Genomic DNA, 24,376 nt, shown 5'->3' on the forward strand with positions numbered 1-24,376 from the left:
ACCACTTGCTTTCCCGGCGGCAGGGCGCGAGGACGGGGCCTCTGCCGTCGATGGCTCAGCGAGACGAGCTCGCGGAAACGGGGAACAGGCGGGACGGGGGAGACAGGGGGCGGTCACCGCGCTGGCGCGTGCTCGTCCCCGGGCACGGCGGGTAAGGCGGACGGGCCCGTGGCGCGGGCGCCGGGAAGCCCGGCGGCGGGTCCCGGGAGATCCGCCGCGCCGTCCGTCTCGCCCGCGACCGCGACGGACGGCGTCTCGCCCAGGCCGTAGCTGCCCAGGGAGCGGAAGAGCTCGGCTCGGCGCCGGCTGCGCCGGGCGGCACCCTTGGCGCCCGCGGCGGCCAGCGCCGCCAGCACGTGGGCCGCGGCCGCCACCGCCGTCGGCGAGTGGTGCGGCGACTCGCTGCGGGTGTCGACCGCCAGCACATGCGTGGCGAAGGAGCACACCGGACTGGTGTAGCTGTCGGTCAAGGCGATCACCGAGGCGCCCAGCTCATGGAACTCCCGGGCCACGTCCACCGTCAGCCCGCTGTAGTTGCGGAAGCTGAACACGACCAGGACGTCGTCCGCGTGCGCGTCGCTGATCGCGTTGACCGCCGCGCCCGTCGCCGGCTGCACCAGGAACACGTCCCGCATGCTGCTGGTGAGGTCGCTGGTCAGCAGCGTCGCGTAGCCGGCCGACTTCAGGTCGCCGAGCACCCACCGCCGCCGTGCCCTCAACAGGGCCGCGGCCGCCAGTTCCAGGGCGCCGTTGGCCTGCAGATCGGCCAGCGTGCGACGGAGGTTGCCCTCCTCCGCGGTGATCATCCGGCGCAGCGCCGACCGCTCCCGCGGCTCGGACTCCGGATCGCGGCTGGTGAACCGCAGATCCGGCTCGGCCAGACGCAGGCCGCTCTCCCGGGCCGCCAGCATGCGCAGGTCGTCGGTGGAGGCGACCCCGGCCGCCGACAGCAGTCCGTCGAGGTCCGCGGCGCTCGCGTCGGCGGCCCGCAGCAGCTGACCGGGCCGGCGCTCCAGCGAGGCCGGGTAGTCCTCCGCCAGCACTTCGAACAGACGCTGCGCGGCGGGGCCGCACAGTACGGCGGCCGCACGCAGCAACTCGAGGGTCGGCGTCGGCGCCAGCGGTCGTCCGGTCACTGCTCACCCCTCCTGTTCAGGGCAGACGCACCCACGGGTCCGGCTGCTGAACGGCATCTCTGCTGACAGTTAAACGGCGGTGTCAGATTGCTTGATCTAAGCGATGCGTGAGTCTTACTGTCGCTGCATGACCTCGTCAAGAGCTTCGGGCGCGGAAAACTCTTCGGCCGATCCCCCCGTCTCACAGCAGATCTCGCGGCGCGCCACGAACGGTTCCGTGCACCCCGACGACGAACCGGGCAGCAGGGCGGGAAAGACCGACCCCACGGACACCGGCCGAGGCACACCGCCCGACGGCACGGACCCCGGCGACGTGCTCGCCGCCTCCGTCGCCCGGGTCCGCCGCGCTGCCGGACTCACCCTGAGCGCAGTGGCGACCAAGGCCGGCGTCTCGACGGCCTACGTCTCGCAGATGGAGTCCGGCGCCGCCAACCCCACGGTCCGCACCCTCTGCCAGATCGCCGACGCCCTCGGCGCCACCCCCGCCGAACTCCTCGGCGGCACTGGCCCGGTCACCCCCGCGCCCGCCCCGGCCTTCCCGCCGCGCTTCGCCCCGGCACCCCTGCTCGCCCAGGCCGACGGACACCGCGGCATCTGGGACCTCACGGCCCCCGGCGCGAGCCGGATCGGAGCGCGGCTGCTCCACGCCGACCTCGGCGACCACGACCACCCGACGGCGCACGGCGGCGAGGAGTTCGCGCTCGTGCTTGCCGGCTCCTGCCGGGTGTCGGTGGGCGGCGCCGTACGGCTGCTGCGCCGCGGCGACAGCTGCCACTTCTCCGCCACCGACGAACACCACTTCACCGACCCCAGCGACGACCTGCTCATGCTGGTCGTCCTCACAGAGGAGTGACTCCCATGCCCACCGCCGCATCCCTGCCCGCCCCCGCAGAGACGTCGCTGCCCGACGGACTGGCTCCCGCGGCCGCCCCGGAGACCGCACCCGAGGTGTGGCCGCTGACCGCCCGCACCGTCCAGGGCCGGCTGCACGTGGGCGGCGTCGCCATGGACGACCTGGCCGAGGCCTGCGGCACCGCGCTGTACGTGGTGGACGAGGCCGACTTCCGCCACCGCGCCCGCTTGTGGCGCACCTCCGGCGCGGACCGGGTGCACTACGCCTCCAAGGCGTTCCTGTGCGCGGAGATGGTCCGCTGGGTCGACTCCGAGGGACTGCACCTGGACGTGTGCAGCGGCGGTGAGCTCAAACTCGCCGCCGACACCGGCTTCGACCCCGCCCGCATCGTCTTCCACGGCAACAACAAGTCGGTCCCCGAACTGGAGGCCGCGGTCGCCCACGGCGTCGGCGTCGTGGTCGTCGACTGCCTGGAGGAGATCGACCGGCTCGCGGCCGCCGCCGCGGCGGCCGGCCGCATCCAGGACGTGTACGTCCGCATCGCCCCCGGCGTCGCCGCCGAGACCCACGACTACATGGCCACCGGCGGCGACGACGTCAAGTTCGGCTTCCCGGTCCGCGGCGGCCACGCCGAACGCGCCGTCCTCGCCGTCGCCGCACGCCCCGCCCTGCGCCTGGCCGGCGTGCACTCCCACATAGGCTCACAGATCACCGCGACCGAGGGGCTGACCCTCGCCGCCGAGCGGGTCGGCGCCTTCGTCGCAGCCCTCGTCGAGCGGCACGGCATCACGGTGGACGAGATCGACCTCGGCGGCGGCGCCGGGATCCCCTACCTGCCCGGCCAGCCGCGCCTGGAACCCGCCGAGTTCACCGCCGCGCTGCGCGCCGGACTGGACCGGGCGCTGCCCGGGGCACCGGTCCGCCTCGCCGTCGAACCCGGCCGCTCGATGATCGGCACCGCCGGACTGACGCTCTACCGCGTGGGCGCGGTCAAGGACGGCCTGCGCCGCCGGTTCGTCTCCGTCGACGGCGGCATGAGCGACGCCCTGCGTCCCTCCCTCTACCTGGCCCGCTACACCGCGTGGACCGCGAACCGGACCGCCGAGGGCGAGCCCGTGCACGCCGTGGTCGTCGGCCGGCACTGCGAGAGCGGCGACATCGTCGTGCCCGACCTCGCCCTGCCCGACGACATCGCCGCCGGCGACCTACTCGCGGTCCCCGCCACCGGTGCCTACCACCACGCCATGGCCAGCAACTACAACGCCCAGCCCCGGCCCGCCGTCGTCGCCGTACGGGACGGCCGCGCCCGCCTCATGGTCCGCCGGGAGACCCCGGAGGACCTGCGCCGCCGCGACGCCCACGGCGAACCGGTGCACCTGAACACCGCCTGACCCCGCGGACCCGGTCCGCCGCGCCCCTGGCGGACCCGTCCTCGACGCCTTCCGCGCCCTGAGAACCGGCCCCGGATTCCCGCTGCCCGTCCTGCAACCGGCTCCGGATTCCCGCCGCGCGCCCCGAAGTCGGCCCCGAACCCCCGCCGCCCGTCCCGCACTCGGAGTCATTCCCATGCCCAGCACGCCCCAACTGCCCTACGGCACCTGGCCGTCACCGATCACCGCCCAAGCGGTCGCCGACGCCTCCGGGTCCACCTCCTGGCCCTCCGGCGCCGGCGAGGAGAACTGGTGGTGCGCCTCCGACCCGGCCACCGCCACCGTACGACTGCTGCGCAACGCTCTCGGCCACGAGCAGCCCGTGCCCGTGCTCGCCCCCGGCATCTCGGTCCGCAACCGCTCGCTCGGGTACGGCGGCAAGCCGTACTGGGTGCGCCCCGCCGCCCCCGGCACCGACAGCCACCTGCTCGTCTTCACCGACCACCGCGACCAGCGCCTCCACCGCGCCGAGGTGCCCCGCATCGAGACGGCGTCGGCAACGACTTTCCCGGCGACCGCGCCGCTCACCCCGGCCGACCCGCCCGGCCAGGAGACCTGCTGGGCCGACCCGGTGCCGTCACCCGACGGGACCGAGGTGTGGTGCGTGCGCGAGACCACCCGCGCCGCCACCGGAGAGGACGACGCCGACCCGGCCGTCCGCACCGTCCGCGACATCGTCGCCGTGCCGCTGTCGGGCGCCGCCGCCGACGACCCCGAGGCCCTGCGCGTGGTCGCCCGCTCGCACCACTTCCTGTCCGGGCACCGCCCCAGCCCGGACGGCCGTCGGCTCGCCTGGATCGGCTGGGACCACCCCCACATGCCCTGGGACAGCTCGGAGTTGATGGTCGCCGAACTGCGCGACGGCGTGGCGGGGGAGCCCGTACGTCTGCTCGGCGGCAGTCACGACGGCACCGAGGTCTCCGTCTCCCAGGTGGAATGGGCGGACCCCGACACCCTCTACGCCATGGCCGATCCGGACGGCTGGTGGAACCTGCACCGCGTCGACCTTTCTGCGGACGGCCTGGAGGCACTGAAGATCACCAACGTCCTTCCCCTGGAGGAGGACTGCGCCGGCGCCGTCTGGCGGGTCGGCCCCAGCTGGTTCGCGGTGTCGCCGCACGGCGTGGTGTTCCCGCACGGCAACGGGACGCAGAAACTCGCCCGTTGGAGCCCTGAGTACGGCACCCTGACCGAACTCGCCGAAGGCTGGAGCAGGTTCCAGGGCGATCTGTGGTCGGACGGCGAACGTGTCCTGGTCAGGTCAGCCGATCCCGCCCTCGGCACCGCCCTGTTGACGGTACCCCTGGCACCCGGCGCCGGACCGGCCCGGCCGGTCCGGCCCAGGTCCGAGGACCCGCTGGCCGCGTGGCAGCCGCTGCCCGAACGCCGTACCGTGCACGACGCGCAGGGCCGCCCCGTGCACTACGTGCTGCACCGTCCGAGCCACCCCACCGCCACCGCGCCCGACGGCGAACTCCCGCCGCTGCTCGTGCAGGTGCACGGCGGCCCGACCAGCACCTGCGGCGTCACCGCCGACCTGGAGTACTCCTTCTTCACCAGCCGCGGCTTCGTCGTCGCCGACGTCGACTACGGCGGCTCCACCGGCTACGGCAGGGCCTATCGCGACCGCCTGCGCGACGGGTGGGGCGTCGTCGACGTGGAGGACTGCGTCACCGTCGCCCGCGCCCTGGCCGCCGAGGGCCTGGCCGACCCCGGCCGTACGGCCGTGCGCGGCGGCTCGGCCGGCGGCTGGACCACGCTGGCCTGCCTGACCCACACCGACGTCTTCTGCGCGGGCGCCGTCTACTACCCCATCAGCGACCCCGCGAGCTGGCGGGCCGGCCAGACCCACGACTTCGAGTCCCGCTACGTCGACACACTGGTCGGCGTCCTGCCCGAGGACCGGGAACGGTTCGAGCGGGTCTCGCCCGCCGGCAACGCCGACCGCATCACCGCGCCGCTGGTCATGCTCCAGGGCGCGGACGATTTCATCTGCCGCCCGGACCAGGCCACCCGCATCGTGGACCACCTCGCCGAACGCGGAGTGTGGCACCGCTTCCTCCTCTTCGAGGGCGAGGGCCACGGCTTCCGCCAGGCGGACAGCGTCCGCCGCTCCCTCCTGGCCGAGGTCGCCCTGTACCGCGAGGCCCTCGGCGCCCACATCGCCCCCGACGTACCGGTGGACGCCGACACCCTCTGACCACCGCGGGCGCCGGTCTCTCGGCGCCCGCCACGATCACCCGCGCGCCCGCACCGGAAGGCGGGGCGCATTCACAGCCCGGTGACCTTCCCGCTCGCCGACACTTCGTAGGCCAGGGTGAGGGTGCGGCGGCCTCCGGGCGGGAGGGTGATGTTCCAGCTGGCGATGCCCTCGGTGTCGACCGTCTCGGGCGCGGGGGAGCAGGCGTCCTTGGACAGCCGTATCTCCACCGCCGAGACCTCCGACACCGGAATGCGCTCCCGGAGGACCACCGTCCGTTCGTCGTTCTCCCCGGGAGCCGAGAAGCGGGACAGATGCAGCCGGACGGTGCGGGTGAGCACGGTGCGCTGGCTCAGCCCGACGCTTTCGCGGGACTCCTCGACATGGCGGACCACCCGGAAGTCGTCGCAGCTGCCGAACGCCAGTTCCACGGGGGCGCCGGGAGCCGTGAAGTCCAGCGTGCCGCGGCCGCTGTATCCGCTGTCGCGGACCAGGTCCACCGGCCCGGCCAGCAGCACATGCCCGGACCGGTTGTCGAACCGCAGCAGCCGGGTGACCAGCGGGGACAGCTCGGGGGAGCAGCCGTACTCGCTCTCGGCAGGCGTGGTGAAAGAGGAGACCGGCACCCGGTGGGCGCGCCCGTCGCCGGGCACGGACACCGGCGAGGGAGAGTGCAGCACCCGTACCTCGCCACCGTCGGCCACGCCGGGCAGGCCGGTCACCGGGACCGGGCCGAGGTCCCCGATCTCCTGTTCGCGCAGTTCGACCTCGACCGTACGGCGTTCCGCGGCCGACCGGTCCTTGAGCGTCAGCCGGTCCTCTCCCAGCCGTGGCGGTTCGGTGGCCGCCGCCGACCGGGCCGTCGACAACGTCAGTCGTACGTCCGACCAGTCCTCGCCGGTCTGCTGCCAGACCATGGCGTCCGTCTCCAGGGTCAGTGCGCCCCCGTCGAGCACGGCCCGATAGGCAGGGCGCCACAGCGCACACGGAGTGAGGTGGCTGAGCCGCAGCCCGACCGGTCCGGCTGCCGCGGTCTGCACGGTCAGCTCGATGTGGCCGACGAGCTGGACGGGTTCCGTTTCGGCGAGGTCCATGGCGCGCCGGACCGCGTCGAGTTCGGAGGCGGCCGCTGTCAACTCGGCCTCAGCGGCGTGCAGTTCCTCGCTGTGTGTGTCGCGTTCACCGTCCACCCGGTCCAGTTCACGGTTCCAGCGGGGCACGTCGGTCTCCCCGGAGCCGGCCCCTTCGCCGATGTCCCGCAGCAGGTCGGCGGCCAGGCGGGCGAGGGCGTCGAGGCGGGCGCGGAGGCGATCCCGGCGCTGCTTCAGCGCGGCCTGCTCCTTCTCGAGGCTGTGCAGGCGGTGACGCAGGGCGGAGTCGTCGGCGGACGGCAGTGGCCCGCGCGGGGTCCAGCTGCGCACGATCCGCAGGTCGAGCACGGTCGCCGGGTGATCGGCGGTCAGTTCGGCGTGCAGGGTGCGGTCGACGGCCAGCGCGCTGACCGGACCGAGGCGCAACCGCTGGACTCCGGCCTGCAGTTCGAGCACCGCGCTCCGCTCGACGTGGGCGCGGTCTTCCAGGCAGGTGACGGCGGTGACAGGAAGCGTGATCGGTGTCTGGGCCGTGGACATGGGGTGTGTCAGCTCCTGCGGTTGCCGCCGGCCAGGACCTTGCCCGCCGGGATGCGTATTTCGTAGCCGCCGTCGAGGGCGACGGTGCCGCCCGCGGGCAGCTCCACCCGCCAGATGCGCAGGCCCGGGACAGGGTGATCGGGACTCCGGTCGTCCTCGGGTGCCGTCCAGTCGGCCTGCTCGACGATCCGTACGTCCGCCTCGGAGGTGACCGGCACCCGCTCGCGTACCTCGACGATGACGGGCCACGGGAGCCGGTTGGCCAGTTCCACGTGGACACGGTGGTCGAGCACGGTGGTGCCGTTGCGCAGGCCCGCCGTCGACTCGTGCAGGCTCGTACGGCGAGTGACCCGGATGCCCTCGGCCGGCCCGAGTCCCATCCGGCTCACGCCGCCGGGGGCGAGCGTGGGCAGCGCGGCGGTCAGCAGGAATTCGCCGTCTACGCCGACCTCCACCGGTCCCGCCAGCAGTGCCTGGTCGGTGGCGTTGGAGAGCACCAGCGTGGCGTACGCGGTCTGTTCCACGCCCGGCACGCTGAGGTACTCGGTACGCAGGCCGACCGGGATCTCGGCGACTGTGACGGTGTGCCAGGTGCCGTCCGAGGGCACGTCGGCACGGGCCGCGGCGTCGAAGCGATGGTCGAAGGAGCCCGCCGATTCGCGGGGCCGCACCGCGTGTCCGGGCAGCGGCAAGGCGGCCGTCGCCTCGGCGCGGCGGCGGAGTTCGGCGGCCACCGGATCGAAGGACGGGCCCGGGAACAACAGGCCTCTGCGATCGCTTCCCGCCTCGGGGCCGCACAGGACGAGGGCGGTGTAGTCGAGTTCGGCGTCGCCGGGCCGCGGCGGACCGGCGGGTGCCTGGGCCGGTGGCGGGCCGGCGAGGAACTCCGGAAGCGACGGCGGCGCAGCGGCGCCCGGGCTCGGTGGCGGCGCGGCCCGGCCCGGGGCGGCGGGCGCCATGGCGGCGAGGGCCGGGAACGGACCGCTGCGGGCGAGCGGACGGGGCGGTGGCGCCAGGTCGGGCAGCGCGTCGGCGGCGGCCTTCGGAGCGGCGCCCGCCGACCCCGGGGCACGAGGCGCTCCTCCCACAGAGGGCCGCCCGCCGTAACCCGGGGACGGCGGTGGGGGCGGCGCAACGGGACCGGGCGCGGCGGCGACCGCTGCGACCGCCCACCCCGCCCCGGCATCCACGGGCGCGGCGGACGCCGCGGGGCGCGGTCCCGCCGCGTTGTACCCGGCGAACAGGTCGGCGAGTCCCGTGGGAGGCTCGCGCCAGCCGGAGGGCGCGGGGGCGGGCTGACGGCGCCCGATCCGGATCGAGCGCAGCTTCGGCAGGTCGGTGCGGCGTCGCAGGTCGGCGGTGGCCAGCGCGATGCGTACGCCGGTCCAGTCCTCTCCGGTGCGCTGGGCGACCGAGGCGCGCAGCATCAGGCGGCCGCTGTCGTCGCCCTGCCGGTGGCTGAGACGGTAGGCCGGCACCCATACGGCACCCGGCACCGCGTATTCGAGTTCGACCTCGGCGTCACCCGCACCGACGAGGGTCAGGGCCGCGGAGACCGTTGTCTCCACGTGTGCTGCCGGTGCGTCGGTGGAGGCGCGGGCGAACCGGTCGATGGCGAGCTCGAGTTCGTGCTCGACGAGCCTGAGTTCGTCCTCCAGCTCGGCCAGACGGGTGTGCAGCTTCGCGGTCCTCTGGTCGACGAAATCGGCCAGCTCCAGCCAGGCGTCGACCGGGGTGCGGCGGTGCGGGTCGTCGCGCCTGCGATTCGGCGGGACCGGACGCAGATCCGCGATCTCCCGGATCAGACCGAGTTGACGGTCCCGGCGTTGTTCGGCTGCCGCGTACTCGTCGTGCAGCCGCTCCATCGCGTGCCGCAGTTCATCACGCGTGCCGGCATCGGTGGCGGACGGCTCGGCGTCGACCTCCACCCTGGCTTCGACCACGTGCACCTCGGGGGCGCCTGTGACGCGGGCCCGCAGGGAGCCCGCATCCAGTGAGCGGGGCAGCCCCGTCACCCGTATCCGGCCGTCCGCAGGCACACTGCCCCGGGCCAGCCGGCGGCAGACCGCACCCTGTGCGTACACCACGACCGAATCGAGGACAGACCCCCAACTCCGCGCGCTCTCAGCCGCCATGTTCTCCCCCCGCTGTGTCTGTGCCGGGCCAGCCTACGCCCGCGGACGCGCGCCCCGGCCAGGTGCTCCCTGCACCTGCGCGAATGTCTAGGAGGGATTCCATCCGCTGTGTCAGACCCACCGTGTGGCCGGTCGCGGCGCAGCGGCGGGCCGACTCGGCCGGTCACCGGTCGGTGGCCGGCCGCACACAGACGTCGACGTCATCCGAAGTAGTTGTCGAAGGTCCGCTGGAACTCCCCGCCCGCGAAGCGGTCCCAGTTGATCGACCACGTCATCAGGCCGCGCAGTGCCGGCCAGGTGCCGTGCGGCGCGTACGAGCCGCAGTTGGTCCGCTTCGTCAGGCAGTCCAGGGCCTTGGTGACCTCGGCCGGGGCGACGTAGCCGTTGCCGGCGTTGGTGGACGCGGGCATGCCGATCGCGATCTGGTCCGGGCGCAGCGCCGGGAAGACGTTGTTGGCGTTGCCGGCCACCGGGAAGCCCGTGAGCAGCATGTCGGTCATGGCGATGTGGAAGTCCGCGCCGCCCATGGAGTGGTACTGGTTGTCGAGGCCCATGATGGGTCCCGAGTTGTAGTCCTGGACGTGCAGCAGGGTCAGGTCGTCGCGCAGGGCGTAGATCACCGGAAGGTAGGCCCCGCACCGCGGGTCCTGGCCGCCCCACTGGCCCGTGCCGTAGAACTGGTAGCCCATCTGCACGAAGAAGGTCTCGGGCGCCATGCTCAGGACGAACTTGGAGCCGTACCGGGCCTTCAGGGTCTTCAGCGCCGAGATGAGGTTCACGATGGTCGGCGTCTTGGGGTTCTTGAAGTCCGTGTCGTCGGTGTTCAGCGACAGGGAGTGGCCCTCGAAGTCGACGTCCAGGCCGTCGAGTCCGTACGTGTCGATGATCTGAGAGACGGACGAGACGAAGGTGTCGCGGGCTGCCGTCGTGGTCAGCTGGACCTGTCCGTTCTGTCCGCCGATGGAGATGAGCACCTTCTTGCCGGCCGCCTGCTTGGCCTTGATCGCCGCCTTGAAGTCGGCGTCGCTCTCCACGTTCGGGCATTCGGTGACCGGGCAGCGGGTGAAGCGGATGTCGCCCGAGGTGGTGGACGTGGGCTCACCGAAGGCCAGGTCGATGACGTCCCAGCTGTCGGGGACGTCGGCCATGCGCGTGTAGCCGGCGCCGTTGGCGAAGCTCGCGTGGAGGTAGCCGACCAGAGCATGGGTGGGCAGGTCGGTGGATCCTCCGCCGCCCGACCCCGCGGTCGTCGTCGCCGTCACCGCCGTCGACTTCGCCGACTCGCCGGCGTTGTTCACACCGGCGACCTGGAACGTGTACGCGGTGGCGGCGGCCAGACCGGTCACGGTGGCCGAAGTGCCGCTCACCGTCTGGACCTTGACGCCGTCGCGGTAGAGCGCGTAACTCGTCGCGCCGCTCGCCGCCGACCAGGACAGGGCGACGCTGGAGGAGGTGACGGTGTCGGCCTTCAGGCCGGTCGGCGCGGCGGGTGGCTGGCCGGCCGGGGCGCCCGGGCCGAACACGGAGACGTCGTCGGCGTAGTACGCGCCGGTGTTGTACCAGCCGTGGGTGTAGATCGTCACCTGGGTGGTGGACGCGCCGGTGCGGAACGTCGTCGTGAGCTGCTGCCAGTCGGAGGCGGACTGGGTCCACGTGGAGACGTCGGTGGTGCCGGTGCCGCTCGCGCCGAGGTAGACGTAGGACCCGCGCACGTAACCGGACAGGGTGTACTGGGAGTTCGGCTGCACGGTCACCGTCTGCGAGCACTGCGCGTAGTCATTGCCGGCCGGGGTCGCCTGCAGCGCCGAGCCGCCGGTGCGTACGGGGCTGCTGACCGTCTTGCCGGCCGTACAGCTCCAGCCGTCCAGTCCCGCCTCGAAGCCGCCGTTGCGGATGAGTTCGGCATCGGCGGCCTGTGCGGCCGACGAGAGCGCGGCGATTCCGGGCACGGCCAGTGCCGCGGCCGTGAGCAGGGCGAGGAGCGGTCTGGGGCGGTCCACAAGTGCCTCCGGGTGGGGGGTGGTTGGACTGCGGGGCGCGCCCAATTTGGTCCAGACCAATTCGTTTGTCAAGGCCCGCGGCGGACGTCGCGGAGTTCGAGCCCTGCATGACATGGCTGCGGGGCGAGGACACAGACCCTCACTCGTCGACGGACCGTCCTGGAGGCCGCCGGAGACCACGGATGTGGCCCTGACCGGCGTTCTTGTGCACCCCGACGTGAATGGATCGCCCCGGAGTTATGTGAGGAACTGCGGTGATCGCCGGGGGAGTTGCCGGTCCGTTCAGAGATCGGTGGTGGTGGTGCTGCTGTCGCCGATGGCCCACGACTCGATGTCGCGGTAGTGGATCGGTCCCTGGCTGCGGCCCGCGTTGCTGCCGACCAGGTGCAGGCGCTCGGCAGGCCAGCCCAGGCCGGTGAATCCGGCCAGCCGTTCGGCTATCTCCGCTGCCGAGGACCGGTCTCCTCGGCGGGCGCGCGCCAGTGTGAGGTGGGGGCGCAGAGGGCGTTCTTCGAAGGTGATCCCGCAGTTCCTGACGGCGGTTCGCACATCGGTGGCGAGCGTGTGCAGCTCATCGAGGTCTCCGTCGATCCCGCTCCACAGCACCCGGTCGTCGAAGTTGCCGCTGCCGTGCAGGGACAGACGCATCGGCTGCCGTCCGGCAGCGAGCGCGGCAAGCGGCGCCCGCAGCAGCAGGGCCGTCTCGGGTGACAGCTCTCCGAGGAACGCCAGGGTGATGTGCCAGTCCTCCACGCGGTTCCAGCGCATGCGCGGGTGCGTGCCGTAGGCGGGGCGCAGTTCCCGGGCCAGTTCCTCCTTGGCGTGGTCGGGCGGGGCGACGGCGATGAACACGCGAACGGTGGCGGGTCGGGTCTGATCGTTCACAACGGGCTTCCTGCCACCGGCGGCGGGTCGACTCTCCATGGACCATACGAGTATCCAGCAATGATCTCGGAGCAGTCATCCAGGAGCCGTCATCCATGGGCAGGCGCCTGAGGGTGTCCGGGTCCGGGTCCACGACTGCCCGCCTCCCGCGGCCCCGGGCCCTCTCGGTGCGGCTACGGAGCGGGGCGTGAACTCGGAGCGGGCACGCGAACACGTACGGTGGTGAGTGCCTGGTCGGTCAAGCCGCGAGGGTCCCGTCGACCGGCGCCCGCCCTGTCCACGGCCCCACGGCCCTACGGTGGAAGGGCTGTTCGCGACGGGACGAGCACACCGTCACCGTCCGTGTCACCACGCCGAGGGGCACCGCCCGGCGGCAGCGGTGGCAACCACGCCGGGGCTGGCAGAGGATGGGAACGCTGCCCCCGCGCCATGCCGCGAAGGAGGCTCGGACATGCGTTGGTGGTCGTCGCTGATCACGATGGGCCGGAACGGACTCCGCATCGAACGGGCATTCGCCTCCCCGCCGGTGATCGCACGAGCCGTGCTGGCCGTGGTACTGACCACGGTCCTCGGCCTGCTGCTGGACGATGCCGTGGCCGGGGCCATGGCCAGCGTCGGTGCGTTCATCTGCGGCATCGGTACGCTGTTGAGCCCGCTGCGGCATCCCGTGCTGAACGCGCTGGGGATGGCGGCGGCCTTCAGTGCGATGGCTGCGCTGGGAGCACTGGTGCAGGGCACCGCCTGGCTGTTCCTGCTGCTGCTCGCGGTCTCGGCGTTCGCCGCCGGACTGTGGCGGACGATGGGCGTCGCGCCCGGCATCCGGGCCTGCCTCGCGGTGATCGGGCTGATGATCACGGCCGATCTCTCTCCCGACGTACACGGCGGCCTGGTGATCGCCGGATGGATAGCGGTCGGGACCGGATTCGTCGTGCTGGTACAGCTTCTCCCGCCGTACGGTCCACGGTTCGCCGCCCAGCGCCGCGCTCTCGCGGCCCTGTACCGGTCGCTCGCCGGGACTTCGGTCACCGCCGACCCCAGCGGCCCGGGCGCGAGCGCGCCGTTCACGGCGGCCCGTCAGGCCCTGGACGTTCTGCCGCAGTTCAGCCGGCCCGCGGCCGCGCCCCTGTTCGGACTGCTGGGAGAGGCGGAGCGCATCCGCCGCGCGCTGCAGACCGTGCGGCTGACGGCGCCCCCGTCGACGGCGGCCGGGGACCAGGAGGCCCTGGGCGCCGCCGCGCAGGTGCTGAGCGGCATCTCCCGTACGGTGGCCTCCGGCCGCGAGCACGGCACGCCCGAGGCGGTCAGCGCCCGCCTGGAGTCGTGGGCGGCCGTCGCGCCCGTGCACGGCCCGCGCGAACTGGCCGCCCGCCTGCGGCTGGCCGAGGAACTGGCCCGGCGCTCGACCGACGACCGCCTCGGCGACGTACTGGAACCCCACTCCGAGGTGCCGGGCCTGTACGCGGGCACCCCTGCCGTGGCACGCGCCGCCCGGCGGATCCGGGCGCAGTTCCATCCCCAGTCGCCGATCTTCCGCCATGCGGTGCGGCTCGCGGTGGGCGTGGTGGCCGGTGAGCTCATCGGCCGGTCGATCGGCGGGTGGGGCGGGCTGGGCATCTCCGCGCATGGCTTCTGGGTGGCCCTGACCACCCTGCTGGTGCTCTTCCCCGAGTACGGTCACACCATCGCCCGCGGCTGGGGACGGGCGGCGGGGGCCGTGCTGGGCGGCATCCTGGCCTGGGCGCTGTCCCTGCCGCCCTGGTCGCCCACGGGTCTCGCCGTTGTGTCGGTGGTGCTGGCCGCGGTGTCGTTCGTGACCCTGCGCACCGGGCAACTGATGCTCAACCTGTGGCTGACCACCTGGATCGTCTTCCTGATCCACCACGTCGGCGGGCTGCCCGGCCCCACGGCGTGGGCCCGGGCGGCCGACACGGTGGTCGGCGCCGCGCTCGCCGTACTCATCTTCCTGGTCTGGCCGACCTGGTCCACACGACGGGTGCCGGGCCTGCTCGCGGAGTGGCTGCGGGTGCAGGACCGGCTGCTGCCCGAGCTGCTGACCGGATACGCCGACGTCGGGGCGACCGACGTGGCAGCCGTCGACGCGCTACGGGCGCGGTCACGGCAGGTCAGGGAGCATCTGGAGGTCGCGGTGACGCAGGCGCACGCCGAACCGGCCGAACACCGCGGCCCCTGGTCGAGTGCGCAGCTGGAGCAGCTCAGGACCCAGGTGTCCACGGTCGCCGGATGCGCCACCCTGCTGGGCGAGCACCTGCCGCGTACCCCGCAGGACACCGTGCCGGAACTGACCGAGCTGGTCGATCCGCTGCACGAACACCTCGCCGCCCTGGCCCGTGCCGCCGCGGGAGCCGAGACCGTGGCCCCGGGGGCACTGCGGTCCGTCTTCGACTCCTTCACCGCGCGCTCCGGTCTGCTGGAGGGGGTGTCCGGTGGCGCCGGCAGCGTAGAGGGGGTGTCCGGTGGCGCCGGCAGTGCGAGGGCCGGCCGTGCCGTCGGTCTGAGCACGGCGACCGTCGACGCCGTCGAGGACCTGACCGCCACCATCGCTTCCCGGAAACGCCGCCGCCGCCACGCGGCGGTCTGAAACCCCGCAACTCCGCGCAACTCCGTCGAGCGGTGGCTCACCTGCGGATGACGTGGTGCGACGGATAGGGGGTGGTGGGCGTGACGGGCATGACGGGCATGCTTCCGGCCGCCGAGGCCATCGGCTGCGCGTAGAGATAGGGAACCGGCCCCGGGGAGGTGGGAGGAAAGCCCGGCCTGGCGGCGTCGAGATGGGAATCCAGGCTGAGCGCGGCGGTGACGAGGGCCAGATGGGTCAATGCCTGGGGGAAGTTGCCGAGTTGCTCGCCGGTCAGCCCGATCTCCTCGGAGTACAGACCGAGATGGTTGGCGTAGGTGAGCATCTTCTCGAAGACGAGGCGGGCTTCCCTCAGATGGCCGGCGCGGGCGAGGGCCTCGACGTACCAGAACGTGCACGCCGAGAACGTGCCCTCGGAACCGAGCAGGCCGTCGGGGGAGGCGGAGGGGTCGTAGCGGTAGACGAGCCCGTCGGACACGAGATCGTTCTTGATGGCGTCCAGGGTCGAGAGCCATCGTGGATCCTGCGGGGGGATGAATCCGACCGCAGGCATCCGCAGGACCGCCGAGTCCAGGACCTCGCTGCCCAGGTACTGCGTGAACGCGGCACGCCCCGGGCTCCAGCCTCGCCGCAGGATCTGCCAGTAGACCGCGTCGCGTTCCTTCGTCCAGCGCTGCACCTCGGCGGGACGGCCGCTGCGGGTGGCCATGCGGATGGCCCGGTCCAGCGCGACCCAGCTCATGAGCCGTCCGTAGGTGAAGTCCTTGTCGCCGCCGCGTGTCTCCCAGATGCCGGCTTCGGGCCGGTCCCAGTTCTCGCACACCCAGTCCACCGTGTCGATCAGCGCCTGCCAGATGCGGCACGTCGTGGGCAGGCCCTGCTGGTCGGCGAAGTGGAGGCACTCCAGCGCCGATCCGTAGATGTCCAGCTGCAACTGGTCGGCGGCACCGTTGCCGACCCGCGCCGGAGCGGAGCCCCGGTAGCCTTCCCAGTGTCCCAGGGTCTGTTCCTCCAGGTCGCAGGAGCCGTCGACGCGGTACATCACCTTCAGCGGGTGCGCGCCCGGTTCGGTGTACTCCTGAACGCGGTCTCCCAGCCACTCGGTGAAGGCCACGGCCTCCTCGGTGAATCCCAGCCCGAGCAACGCGTGCAGGGACAGCGAGGCGTCGCGTACCCACGTGTAGCGGTAGTCCCAGTTGCGCTCGCCTCCGACCTGTTCCGGAAGGCTGGTGGTCGGAGCCGCGATCATGGCCCCGGAGGGGGCGTACGTCATGAGTTTGAGCGTCAGGGCGGAACGGTTGACCATCTCCCGCCACCGCCCGGTGTAGCGCGAATGGGCCAGCCAGCCGTGCCAGAAGGCGATCGTGTCCTCCAGCAGCCGTTCACATTCCTCCGGGGACACCATGTGTGCCGGACCGTCAGCGAACGTCTCCAGCACCAGTCCGCGGGTCATTCCGGCGCGCAGCCGCACCGTCATACACGCGTCACCGGCACGCGTCGCCCGGTCGCCCACGCACTCGTCGCCCGGTGCGTCCACCATGTGTACGGTCGCCTTCACGTCGCGGCTGACGAAGTCCCAGCCACCCGTGCACGACGTGACCTCGTGCGGTTGCCGTGCGTAGTCGAAGCGGGGGGCGACCTCGATGTCGAACGAGATCTCACCGCGCGTGCAGCGCAGCATGCGGACCAGCCGGTGACGGCGGGTCGGACTGTGCGGCGAGGCGGGCGGCATGAAGTCCACGACCGATCCGACGCCCTGCTCGGTCATGAACCGGGTGAGCAGTACACAGGTGTCCGGATAGTAGAGCTGCCTCGTTGCGTACGTCGGTGCCTGGGGAGTGATCGACCAGTGACCGCCGTTCTCACTGTCGAGCAGTGCTCCGAAGATGCTCGGCGAGTCGAATCGCGGGCTGCAGAACCAGTCGACCGAGCCCCCGGTGGAGACCAGGGCGGCCGTCTGCAGGTCACCGATGAGTCCGTGGTCGTCGATCAGCGGGTGTTCGCTCATGGGGGCCTCTTCCCCTTTCGCCTGGCGCCGACGACGTCGCTGCTGTCGGCCGCACCACTCGCGGACACACGACGCGCTCCCCCCTTCCAGAGTGCACGGCGTGCACAGGGTTCGCATCACTCCCGGAGGCGGACGCGACGCACGCTACTGTCCGTGACCGGTGAGGGACCTGCCACGTGGTGGCGATGCAGGCGCCGGCCCTGTCGAGCGAGGGCCTACGAGCGGAACGGGTCCCACTTCGGGCTGAGGGAGATCGTTCGCAGTTGCGCCTGCGTCAGTGCGGGTGCCGGGCGGGACGGAGCGCCGTCCTCGCTCGCGGCGTTGTAGGCGCTGAGGACGATGCGAAGACCGCCGCCGCCCAGGGTGTCGACCGTCCACATCACCCTGCCCCTGACGCTCTGGCCGTCCGGTCCCCGGTGCTTGGCGATCACCGTCCCGTCGGCCAGATCCTCGGCGCCGTCGTAGACCTGCGAGACGTTTTCGTCCACGTCCATGCAGTACTGGACGTGGACGCGGATGTAACTCCTGCCCTTGCCGTCGTCGACGACGACGTGGCCGTCGTCGGCGTCCCGCTCGACGACCTCGACGTCCTTGGGCAGGAGCTGCACGAAGGTGTCCAGGACCTCATTCACATCCGGTCCGGGACGCCGGCACGGCTCCTCCACGACCGTGCGCTTCTTCTTGTCCTCGCCGAGGGCGGCCACGACCCGTCGCCACGGCCGGGCCGTGACCACCTTCTTCAACTCGGCGGCGGACAAGGGTGGTTCGGCCCGCGTCGTCGGGGACCCGTGGTCGGCGACGGAGTTCCACTCGCTGACCGAGATGTACTGGCTGCTCGGAGTGAGCAGCGAGGCCGACCAGAACCTCGTGTCCACGCGCCGGTCGGGATACACGTATCCCTTGAACAGATTCAGTTGCGAGCCGTCGGGCAGTCGGCTGACGACACAACTGTCGAACTGATACGTCGGGTCCTTGGTGGGGCAGCCGATGGTCATCTCGGCCTGAATGCCCGGCTCGAGCCAGTCGATGAAATTGATACTGACGGCCGCCGGTCCCCTGCCGTCGTCGTAGACGACATGCGCGTACGGATCGAATCCTTCGCCCAGCCCGCGTCCGAGCCGATCGGTGATCTCGCCTTCGGGCAGGAGGCTTTCGAGCGTACGGATCATGTCGGCCCTGGAAGTGGGGTTGGCGACCGGCGTCCTGGACGCGTGCGGCGAGGTGCCTGCGCCGATGGCCCAGGACAGCAGCAGCGCCCCGGCCAGCACGACGACACCGATTCCGGACACCACGACGGCCCGCCGCAGCAGTCGCCCGAGCGTCGTCCCGGACCGGTACGACCATCCCGAACGCGCCTCCTCTCCCTCGGCGTTCGCCTCCGCGCGGACCCGTCCCATGTACCGTTCCCCCTTGCGCCGTCCACAGCCGCCCCGACCGCGTGCGCTGCACTGATCGCGATGGAGCCGGGGGACTCTCCCACGAGCAGATTGCCGTGGAGGAAAGACCCAGCGACCAGCAGTCACGGGGACGATGACCACACGGTGTCCGCCCGGGCGTTGCCTCTCGTGCGGTCAGCAGTACGGCGGCTGGTTGGTCAGGGACGCCGCCACCCCTTCCGGCAACTGTGCACCATGGGCCGGCAAGACCCGCTCTCCACCCGGCCGCTCGCCGACGGCGACCAGATCACCCCGGCGATGCGCACCCGACGGGCCAAACCTTTCCAGACCCGCCGGGACACCTGTCTGCGCGACCGACTGCAAGAACAAACCGAGTGGTACCGGAGGGCATCAGCCAAGGCCCACACGGCTGCCCGGCGCTGGTCCGCAGCGACCACCACGTCGGCCTGCCCGTGGCAGATTTCGATCAACTGGTCGAAGACCGTCTGATCCTCGCTGGCACGCGCCGACGGCAAGCTCCTTGCAGGACCGGCCGCCGGATGGTCGGTGACCGGGGCTGGGTATCAGCCGCTGAGGTCGAACACGCCCCACACGGTGTACGGCTCGGCCAGGACGTAGATCCTGCTTCCTCGGCCGACGACCCGCCGGCGGCCGGGGACAGGGCCGTCGGCAAGCGTGAGCAGGCCGACGTCCGTCGGCTCGACGGATGTTTCGGTGAGCTCTCCGTGGGCGAGTCGGTCCCGCTCCTCGCCGTAACCGCCGTAGAAAGCGACCCGCTCGCCGTGGACGGCCACCGCTTTGGCGCCTCGTACGCGGTTCGCCCACACCCTGACGGGCCGGTCTGGGCGATCGGCGCGTATCTCGACGAGCGGGAAGTCCGTGTAGGGGCACGCCCAGGCGGTGGTGCCCGACACGTTCAGGGCGTAGCAGTCGAAGAGGCCGGGGATGCGGGCGCCGTCCGAGGTCCAGGTGAGTCGGCCCGTGGTGCTCCAGCGGCGGATGCCAACTGGGTTCTCGTCGAAGTGCCCGACCCAGATCTGGTCGGCCTCGTCCACGAGCAGGTGCTCGATGGCGTCTCCGACGGAGAACGACGAAGTCTCGCGGCCGAGCGTGTCGAAAACCTGTACCTGGTTCGCGTCCTCCTGTCGGCGGGTGCGAGACGCGGCGACGACGAATCCGCCGTCGGGCAGGCGGTCCAGGTGCGGCCAGCGGGCCCGCACGGCGCTCAGCTCGGTGAGTTCGACGTTGCCGTCCGGACGGACGGAGACGACCAGCGCGTCGAAGGGCAGGACACCACCGCCAGGCTGCGGAGCGCGTTCGGTGAGCAGCCAGTGGGCGGTGCCGAAGACGTCGACGGTGCTGGTCAGGACATGGTGGTCGTGGTGTGCTCGGGGGAGGTGGGCGTAGGGAACGAGGGCGGTCTTCTGCACGGCGGGCTCTCCTGGGTGGGCGGTCACGGCCATCGGGCGCTGGGGTGAGCGGCGGTCGGCGGCGCGCGAGCGGTGGAGAGGGGAGCGGGGCGCCTAGACGGCATCGCCCTTTCTGGTTGTCATGAGGTGATCATCATCGACGTCCGACCCTGTGACAAACCCTTTCGGTGCGCCGCCGCCACTGATCGAATGTTGCGAGAGCACGGACCTGACCGCACTCACACCACCAGCGCGACACTTCCCTCGGACGAGCCGACATCCGTCACGAGCCGGGCCGCATACGGCATCTGACCGGGAGTACCCGCAGGCCACCCACCTGCTGGAGCAAGCCGGCCCATCAGATCCCCGGTCCGCTGCTCGGTGAGCCGCGGGCTTCGCCTGCGGTGCCGTAGGGCCGGCGTGAGTGAGGGCGGCTTCAACGTTCTCCAGCGCCCGTTTGGGCCCGCCCGGATTCAGGGCGGAGTCGACGGTGTGGACGATGCCGCCTTCAGCGCATTCTGCGGCTGTGGGCCACTCGGCGGTCACGCTGCTCGTCAGTCGGCTCGCCGGCGGCACGTGAGGTAGAAAGGAAGCCTTTACATCGCCCGGCGCAGGCTCCGCGCGTCCCGCCGGCCATCCGCGGTGTCCCTCCTTGGGTGGCTCTCGAACGCAGGGTCGCCCTGGCTCTCGCAAGACCCGACGAAATCAGCGGGGCTCATCGCGCTTCGGGGAGGTTCGGCATGCCCAGCGGCCTGTCGCCGACGGCTCGGATCCTGTCGTGGGAGGAGTTCACCGCCCGCTCGGTCGGCGACGACGCGGTCGATCGACAGCAGGGTGCCTTCCAGCAGCACGATCGCCTTGTTGGTGGCGACGGTCATGCCCTGCCGAGGGGTGCGGGCGAGGGCGGCCGGGACCTCCACCGCCTCGGCGGGCCGTCTGCTGTCAGCTAATCCGCCTGGCCGGACGGTGATCGCGGTGCTTGTGTGTCGGTATGGAGATCTTGGTTCTGGGCGGAACGGCATGGGTGGCTCGGGAGCTCTCGCGGCAGGCGATCGAACGCGGCCATCGGGTGACCTGTCTCGCGCGTGGCGAGAGCGGAGAAGTCTCGGACGGGGCGACCCTGGTCGCCGCCGACCGGCGCGACCCGTCGGCGTACGAGCCCCTGCTCGACCGCGTATGGGACGCGGTCGTCGAGGTGTCATGGCAGCCGGGCTTCGTTCGTGGAGCGCTCGACGTGCTGGGCAGCAGGGCCGGACACTGGGTGTACGTCTCGTCCGGCAACGTCTACGCCTCGCACGCCACGTCGGGGGCGGACGAGTCCGCGGCCCTGCTCGCCCCGACCGACCTGAGCGAGGTCGACCGCGACTTGTACGGCGAGGCGAAGGTCGCCTGCGAGCAGGCGTCGACGGCCGCTGTGGGCGACCGCCTCCTCATCGCTCGATCCGGGCTCATCGGCGGGCCGGGCGATCACAGCGGGCGCTCCGGCTACTGGGTCGCCCGCGCCGCACGCGATCCGCGAGGGCCGATGCTGGTCCCCGACACACCGGCCATGCCCACCCAGGTGGTCGACGTGCGGGACCTCACCTCCTGGCTGCTCGATTCCGCGGAGACGGGAACCACCGGCACGTACAACGCCGTCGGCCCGGTGGTTCCGTTCGAAGAGTGGATCGAGCTGTCCCGCGCCGCCGGCGGGCACACCGGTCCGATGGTCACCGCCGAAGCGGCGTGGCTGCTCGCCAACGGCGTGGCCCAGTACATGGGGTCCGAATCGCTGGCGATGTGGCTGGTTGAGCCGGGCTGGGAAGGGTGGTCGGCCCGGGACGGGTCCGCGGCGCGCGCCGCGGGGCTGCGTCACCGGCCCACGGCGGAGATGCTGGCTGACACGCTGCGCTGGGAACGCGAGCAGGGGCTGGGCCGGGAAAGGCGCGCGGGCCTCAGCGCGCGGCGCGAGCGCGAGTTGCTCGACGCCCTCGGCTGACTCCTTTTGCTGATGAGCTGGGACGGTCGGACGCGGACGGAGTCAGGCCCGGGGATCCTGCATCACGCCCGTGCCCTGAAGGTGAAGCAGGTCACGTTGCGTCGGCGGATGCGACCGATCGTCGTATGGGGCAAGACTCACCCGGACCGTGTGCCCACGCGGTGCGCGCCACGGCGGACGGACGCACCCCCGTTCCTGCCGGAGCGCCGGTCGACCGTGGGTCGTCTGCGTTCCCGGCCCGTTCCCGGGTCCGCTTCCGCAAAGTTTCCCGTACGTGATGCGTGCCACATACGGATCTTCGGTCAGGCAGTACGCTGAGGACATGCTTTCGCTCGTTCGACGCCGCCACGTGGACTACGTCCGCGTCACGAGCATGGGCTGTCGACGCTCCCTCTGAGCCGTCCGGCCTCTCTGCGCATGGTCGCGCTTCTGCGCTTCTGCGCTTCTGCGCTTCTGCGTTTTTGCGGTTCACAGCCGCCTGCGTTTCCTCTTCTCTGCTCACCTGGCACCCCTGCGCCTGCTCACCCATGGCGGGCGTGCGGGACCCCGTATACCCAGCGGATGCACCATGACGAACGTGACCCAGACGACTGAGAAGCCGTCGTACCGGCAATTGCCGATCATCGATCTCTCCGCCGCCGACCGAGGGCCGCAGGCCCGGGCGCTGTTGCACAGCCAGTTGCACAGTGCCGCCCATGACGTGGGCTTCTTCCAACTCGTGGGGCACGGGGTGAGCGAGGAGGAGACCGAGGGCCTGCTTTCCGCCATGCGGCGGTTCTTCGCCCTGACGGAGGCCGAGCGGCTCGCGATCGACAATGTGAACTCGCCCCACTTCAGGGGATACACAAGGACGGGGGACGAGCGGACCGGCGGGCGGCAGGACTGGCGCGATCAGCTCGACATCGGGGCCGAGCGGCCCGCGCGGGTGCCGGGGCCCGGCGAACCGGCGTACTGGTGGCTGGAGGGGCCCAACCAGTGGCCGGCCGGGCTTCCCGAGCTGCGGGTGGCCGCCCTGCGGTGGGTGGAGCGGCTCAGCGGTGTCGCCGAGAAGCTGCTGCACGAACTGCTCGCCTCGATCGGAGCGCGCGCCGACTTCTACGACTCCGTCTTCGGGGAGCGGGCACATCCGCATCTGAAGCTGGTGCGGTATCCGGGGAATGCGGGGAACGGGGCCGATCAGGGGGTGGGAGCCCACAAGGACTACGGGTTCCTGACCTTGCTGCTCCAGGACCAGGTGGGTGGGCTTCAGGTGCAGCGGGAGGACGGGCTGTTCCACGATGTGCCGCCGCTGCCCGGTGCCTTTGTCGTCAATCTCGGGGAGTTGCTGGAGGTGGCCACGAATGGCTATCTCGTCGCCACCAATCACCGGGTGGTGTCACCGCCCAGCGCCGTCGAGCGGTTCTCCGTGCCGTTCTTCTACAACCCTCGGCTGGACGCGCGCGTGGAGCCGCTGCCCTTCCCGCACGCCTCCGCCGCCCCCGGCGTGACCGACGATCCGGCCAATCCCCTGTTCGCCGAGTACGGTTTCAACGAGCTGAAGGGCAAGGTGCGGGCGCATCCGCTCGTCGCGGAGCGGCATCACGCGGAGCTGCTCAGCCCCGCGTGATCGCGCTCGTCCTCGCCTGATGGGCGACGTCCTGAGCGAAACCCTGGCGGGCGATGTCCGCGTAGCCCTCGATCGCCCGGGGGGCTACGCGTCCCCGGGCCGCTGGAATGGGCGGAGGGGCGGGCCGGACGGCCGGTGCGCTCCTGTTCCAGGATGTGCGCGGACCAGCCGGCCGTGCGGGCCCGCTCCCTCAGACTGCTGCTGCCAGTTCCACCACCGACACCACGTCGGCCTGCGTCGGCGCGCCGGAGGCGCGGCGGACAACACGACCGGTGCGGTCGAGGACGAGTACGGTCGGTGTACGCATGACGTCGAAGCGCCGGACCAGTTTGAGCCGTGTCTCGGCGTCGATCTCCACGTGGCGTACACCGGGAGTTCCGTCGGCCACACCGGCCAGCAGACGGCGGGTACCGGGGCAGGTGGCACAGAGGGCCGTCGAGAACTGCACCAGCGTCGCCCGCTCGCCGAGCGTCACGCCCAGCTCGCGAGAGGACAAGCGCAGCCCGTCGCCCTGGCCCGCGTCACGTAGCCTGCCGTCGCGTCGGACCCGTACCAGCCCGGACCTCCCCTTCCCGCGCCCCGCGTTCGAACGCCACCAGCGGCGTGGCCAGGTCGCACACGAGGTTGCAGCGCAGCACAGCAGACGGGCTCGTCACCCGGCCGGCCCGAGCAGCCCAAGAGTTCGGCCCGGCATCGGCTCCGCGAGCGCGGCCCGCCAGGCCGGCACGCCGAAGGAGCCGGCGAAGTACTGCGTCTCGTGCACCACCTGCTGGTCGGCGAATTCCATGATGCTCACCGAGTACGAAGGCACACCGTCGTAGGTGATGAGACATTCACTCACCCACAGATTCGCATGGCCGGTGATCCGCTGGACGGCGAAATGCCGGTCGGCCGGGTGTCCGCCGCGTTGCGCCGAGATCGCCGCTCGGCCCCGGAACCGCTCGCCCGACTGCGGGTAGTCCAGGATCGCGTCCGTGGCGTAGATGGCGTGCTCGGCTTCCGTGTCCCCGCGTTCCGAGGCCCGCCAATGCTCCTCGACCGCAGCCCTGGTCCGGGAGTCAGTATCCACATCATCCATGACACTGCCTTTCCTTGACTTGCTCCTCGGGTTG

General features: G+C 71.8%; 18 protein-coding genes and 1 pseudogene. 8 read left to right on the forward strand and 11 right to left on the reverse strand.

Features of this window, described 5'->3' with window-relative positions; all coding sequences use genetic code 11:
- Nucleotides 1–113 precede the first annotated feature (113 nt).
- Nucleotides 114–1,136, reverse strand: a complete 1,023-nt coding sequence (locus ACZ7OY_RS24195; RefSeq protein ID WP_471913280.1) for a MurR/RpiR family transcriptional regulator — start codon at nucleotides 1,134–1,136, stop codon at nucleotides 114–116.
- 127 nt (nucleotides 1,137–1,263) lie between these two features.
- On the opposite strand from ACZ7OY_RS24195, the gene ACZ7OY_RS24200 reads away from it, so the two are divergent.
- The 3 genes from ACZ7OY_RS24200 to ACZ7OY_RS24210 all read left to right on the forward strand — a co-directional run bounded on the left by ACZ7OY_RS24200 (nucleotide 1,264) and on the right by ACZ7OY_RS24210 (nucleotide 5,619).
- On the forward strand, nucleotides 1,264–1,989 hold the full coding sequence (locus tag ACZ7OY_RS24200) for a helix-turn-helix domain-containing protein (protein WP_471913281.1): 726 nt from the start codon (nucleotides 1,264–1,266) through the stop codon (nucleotides 1,987–1,989).
- 5 nt (nucleotides 1,990–1,994) lie between these two features.
- Nucleotides 1,995–3,380 carry a diaminopimelate decarboxylase gene (gene lysA / locus ACZ7OY_RS24205; RefSeq protein WP_471913282.1) on the forward strand — a complete coding sequence of 462 codons (1,386 nt, stop codon included), beginning with the start codon at nucleotides 1,995–1,997 and terminating at the stop codon, nucleotides 3,378–3,380.
- Between the two features lie 175 nt (nucleotides 3,381–3,555).
- Entirely contained in the window at nucleotides 3,556–5,619 is a 2,064-nt protein-coding gene (locus ACZ7OY_RS24210) for a S9 family peptidase (protein WP_471913283.1), read from the forward strand.
- A 71-nt stretch (nucleotides 5,620–5,690) separates the two neighbouring features.
- Here ACZ7OY_RS24210 and ACZ7OY_RS24215 read toward each other — a convergent pair whose 3' ends face one another.
- The 4 genes from ACZ7OY_RS24215 to thpR form a co-directional block, all read right to left on the reverse strand.
- Nucleotides 5,691–7,250, reverse strand: a complete 1,560-nt coding sequence (locus tag ACZ7OY_RS24215) for a DUF4139 domain-containing protein (protein ID WP_471913284.1) — start codon at nucleotides 7,248–7,250, stop codon at nucleotides 5,691–5,693.
- Nucleotides 7,251–7,258: 8 nt separating this feature from the next.
- A complete protein-coding gene (locus ACZ7OY_RS24220) occupies nucleotides 7,259–9,385 on the reverse strand; it encodes a DUF4139 domain-containing protein (RefSeq protein WP_471913285.1) in 2,127 nt (708 codons plus the stop codon).
- Between the two features lie 200 nt (nucleotides 9,386–9,585).
- Nucleotides 9,586–11,385: a chitinase gene (locus ACZ7OY_RS24225; RefSeq protein ID WP_471913286.1), complete on the reverse strand. Its 1,800-nt coding sequence runs from the start codon at nucleotides 11,383–11,385 to the stop codon at nucleotides 9,586–9,588.
- A gap of 282 nt (nucleotides 11,386–11,667) precedes the next feature.
- Nucleotides 11,668–12,270 (reverse strand): RNA 2',3'-cyclic phosphodiesterase, encoded by a 603-nt coding sequence (gene thpR / locus ACZ7OY_RS24230; protein WP_471913287.1) that lies wholly within the window; start codon nucleotides 12,268–12,270, stop codon nucleotides 11,668–11,670.
- Nucleotides 12,271–12,721: 451 nt separating this feature from the next.
- On the opposite strand from thpR, the gene ACZ7OY_RS24235 reads away from it, so the two are divergent.
- A complete protein-coding gene (locus ACZ7OY_RS24235; RefSeq protein ID WP_471913288.1) occupies nucleotides 12,722–14,869 on the forward strand; it encodes an FUSC family protein in 2,148 nt (715 codons plus the stop codon).
- A gap of 37 nt (nucleotides 14,870–14,906) precedes the next feature.
- Here ACZ7OY_RS24235 and ACZ7OY_RS24240 read toward each other — a convergent pair whose 3' ends face one another.
- Both ACZ7OY_RS24240 and ACZ7OY_RS24245 read right to left on the reverse strand, forming a co-directional pair.
- Entirely contained in the window at nucleotides 14,907–16,874 is a 1,968-nt protein-coding gene (locus tag ACZ7OY_RS24240; RefSeq protein WP_471913289.1) for a glycoside hydrolase family 15 protein, read from the reverse strand.
- 215 nt (nucleotides 16,875–17,089) lie between these two features.
- Nucleotides 17,090–18,271 carry a hypothetical protein gene (locus ACZ7OY_RS24245; RefSeq protein WP_471913290.1) on the reverse strand — a complete coding sequence of 394 codons (1,182 nt, stop codon included), beginning with the start codon at nucleotides 18,269–18,271 and terminating at the stop codon, nucleotides 17,090–17,092.
- Nucleotides 18,272–18,505: 234 nt separating this feature from the next.
- Between ACZ7OY_RS24245 and ACZ7OY_RS24250 the strand changes: the two genes are divergently transcribed.
- Nucleotides 18,506–18,760, forward strand: coding sequence for a hypothetical protein (locus tag ACZ7OY_RS24250; RefSeq protein WP_471913291.1), 255 nt, complete (start codon nucleotides 18,506–18,508; stop codon nucleotides 18,758–18,760).
- 74 nt (nucleotides 18,761–18,834) lie between these two features.
- Here ACZ7OY_RS24250 and ACZ7OY_RS24255 read toward each other — a convergent pair whose 3' ends face one another.
- Nucleotides 18,835–19,701 (reverse strand): hypothetical protein, encoded by an 867-nt coding sequence (locus ACZ7OY_RS24255; protein ID WP_471913292.1) that lies wholly within the window; start codon nucleotides 19,699–19,701, stop codon nucleotides 18,835–18,837.
- A 719-nt stretch (nucleotides 19,702–20,420) separates the two neighbouring features.
- Between ACZ7OY_RS24255 and ACZ7OY_RS24260 the strand changes: the two genes are divergently transcribed.
- From ACZ7OY_RS24260 to ACZ7OY_RS24270, 3 genes are all read left to right on the forward strand, one after another.
- On the forward strand, nucleotides 20,421–20,630 hold the full coding sequence (locus ACZ7OY_RS24260) for a hypothetical protein (RefSeq protein ID WP_471913293.1): 210 nt from the start codon (nucleotides 20,421–20,423) through the stop codon (nucleotides 20,628–20,630).
- 41 nt (nucleotides 20,631–20,671) lie between these two features.
- Nucleotides 20,672–21,658 (forward strand): NAD-dependent epimerase/dehydratase family protein, encoded by a 987-nt coding sequence (locus ACZ7OY_RS24265; protein ID WP_471913294.1) that lies wholly within the window; start codon nucleotides 20,672–20,674, stop codon nucleotides 21,656–21,658.
- A gap of 577 nt (nucleotides 21,659–22,235) precedes the next feature.
- On the forward strand, nucleotides 22,236–23,264 hold the full coding sequence (locus tag ACZ7OY_RS24270) for an isopenicillin N synthase family dioxygenase (RefSeq protein WP_471913295.1): 1,029 nt from the start codon (nucleotides 22,236–22,238) through the stop codon (nucleotides 23,262–23,264).
- Here the strand turns inward: ACZ7OY_RS24270 and ACZ7OY_RS24275 are convergent.
- The 3 genes and pseudogenes from ACZ7OY_RS24275 to ACZ7OY_RS24285 all read right to left on the reverse strand — a co-directional run.
- Nucleotides 23,251–23,446, reverse strand: a pseudogene (locus tag ACZ7OY_RS24275) (hypothetical protein); the annotation flags it as partial. The gene ACZ7OY_RS24270 and the pseudogene ACZ7OY_RS24275 overlap by 14 nt on opposite strands.
- Before the next feature lie 8 nt (nucleotides 23,447–23,454).
- Nucleotides 23,455–23,760: a TlpA family protein disulfide reductase gene (locus ACZ7OY_RS24280; protein ID WP_471913296.1), complete on the reverse strand. Its 306-nt coding sequence runs from the start codon at nucleotides 23,758–23,760 to the stop codon at nucleotides 23,455–23,457.
- A 156-nt stretch (nucleotides 23,761–23,916) separates the two neighbouring features.
- The gene (locus tag ACZ7OY_RS24285) at nucleotides 23,917–24,342 is read right to left on the reverse strand and encodes a nuclear transport factor 2 family protein (protein ID WP_471913297.1); all 426 of its coding nucleotides are present in this window, start codon (nucleotides 24,340–24,342) and stop codon (nucleotides 23,917–23,919) included.
- Nucleotides 24,343–24,376 lie beyond the last annotated feature (34 nt).

The organism is Streptomyces sp. NPDC107559 (assembly GCF_055657365.1).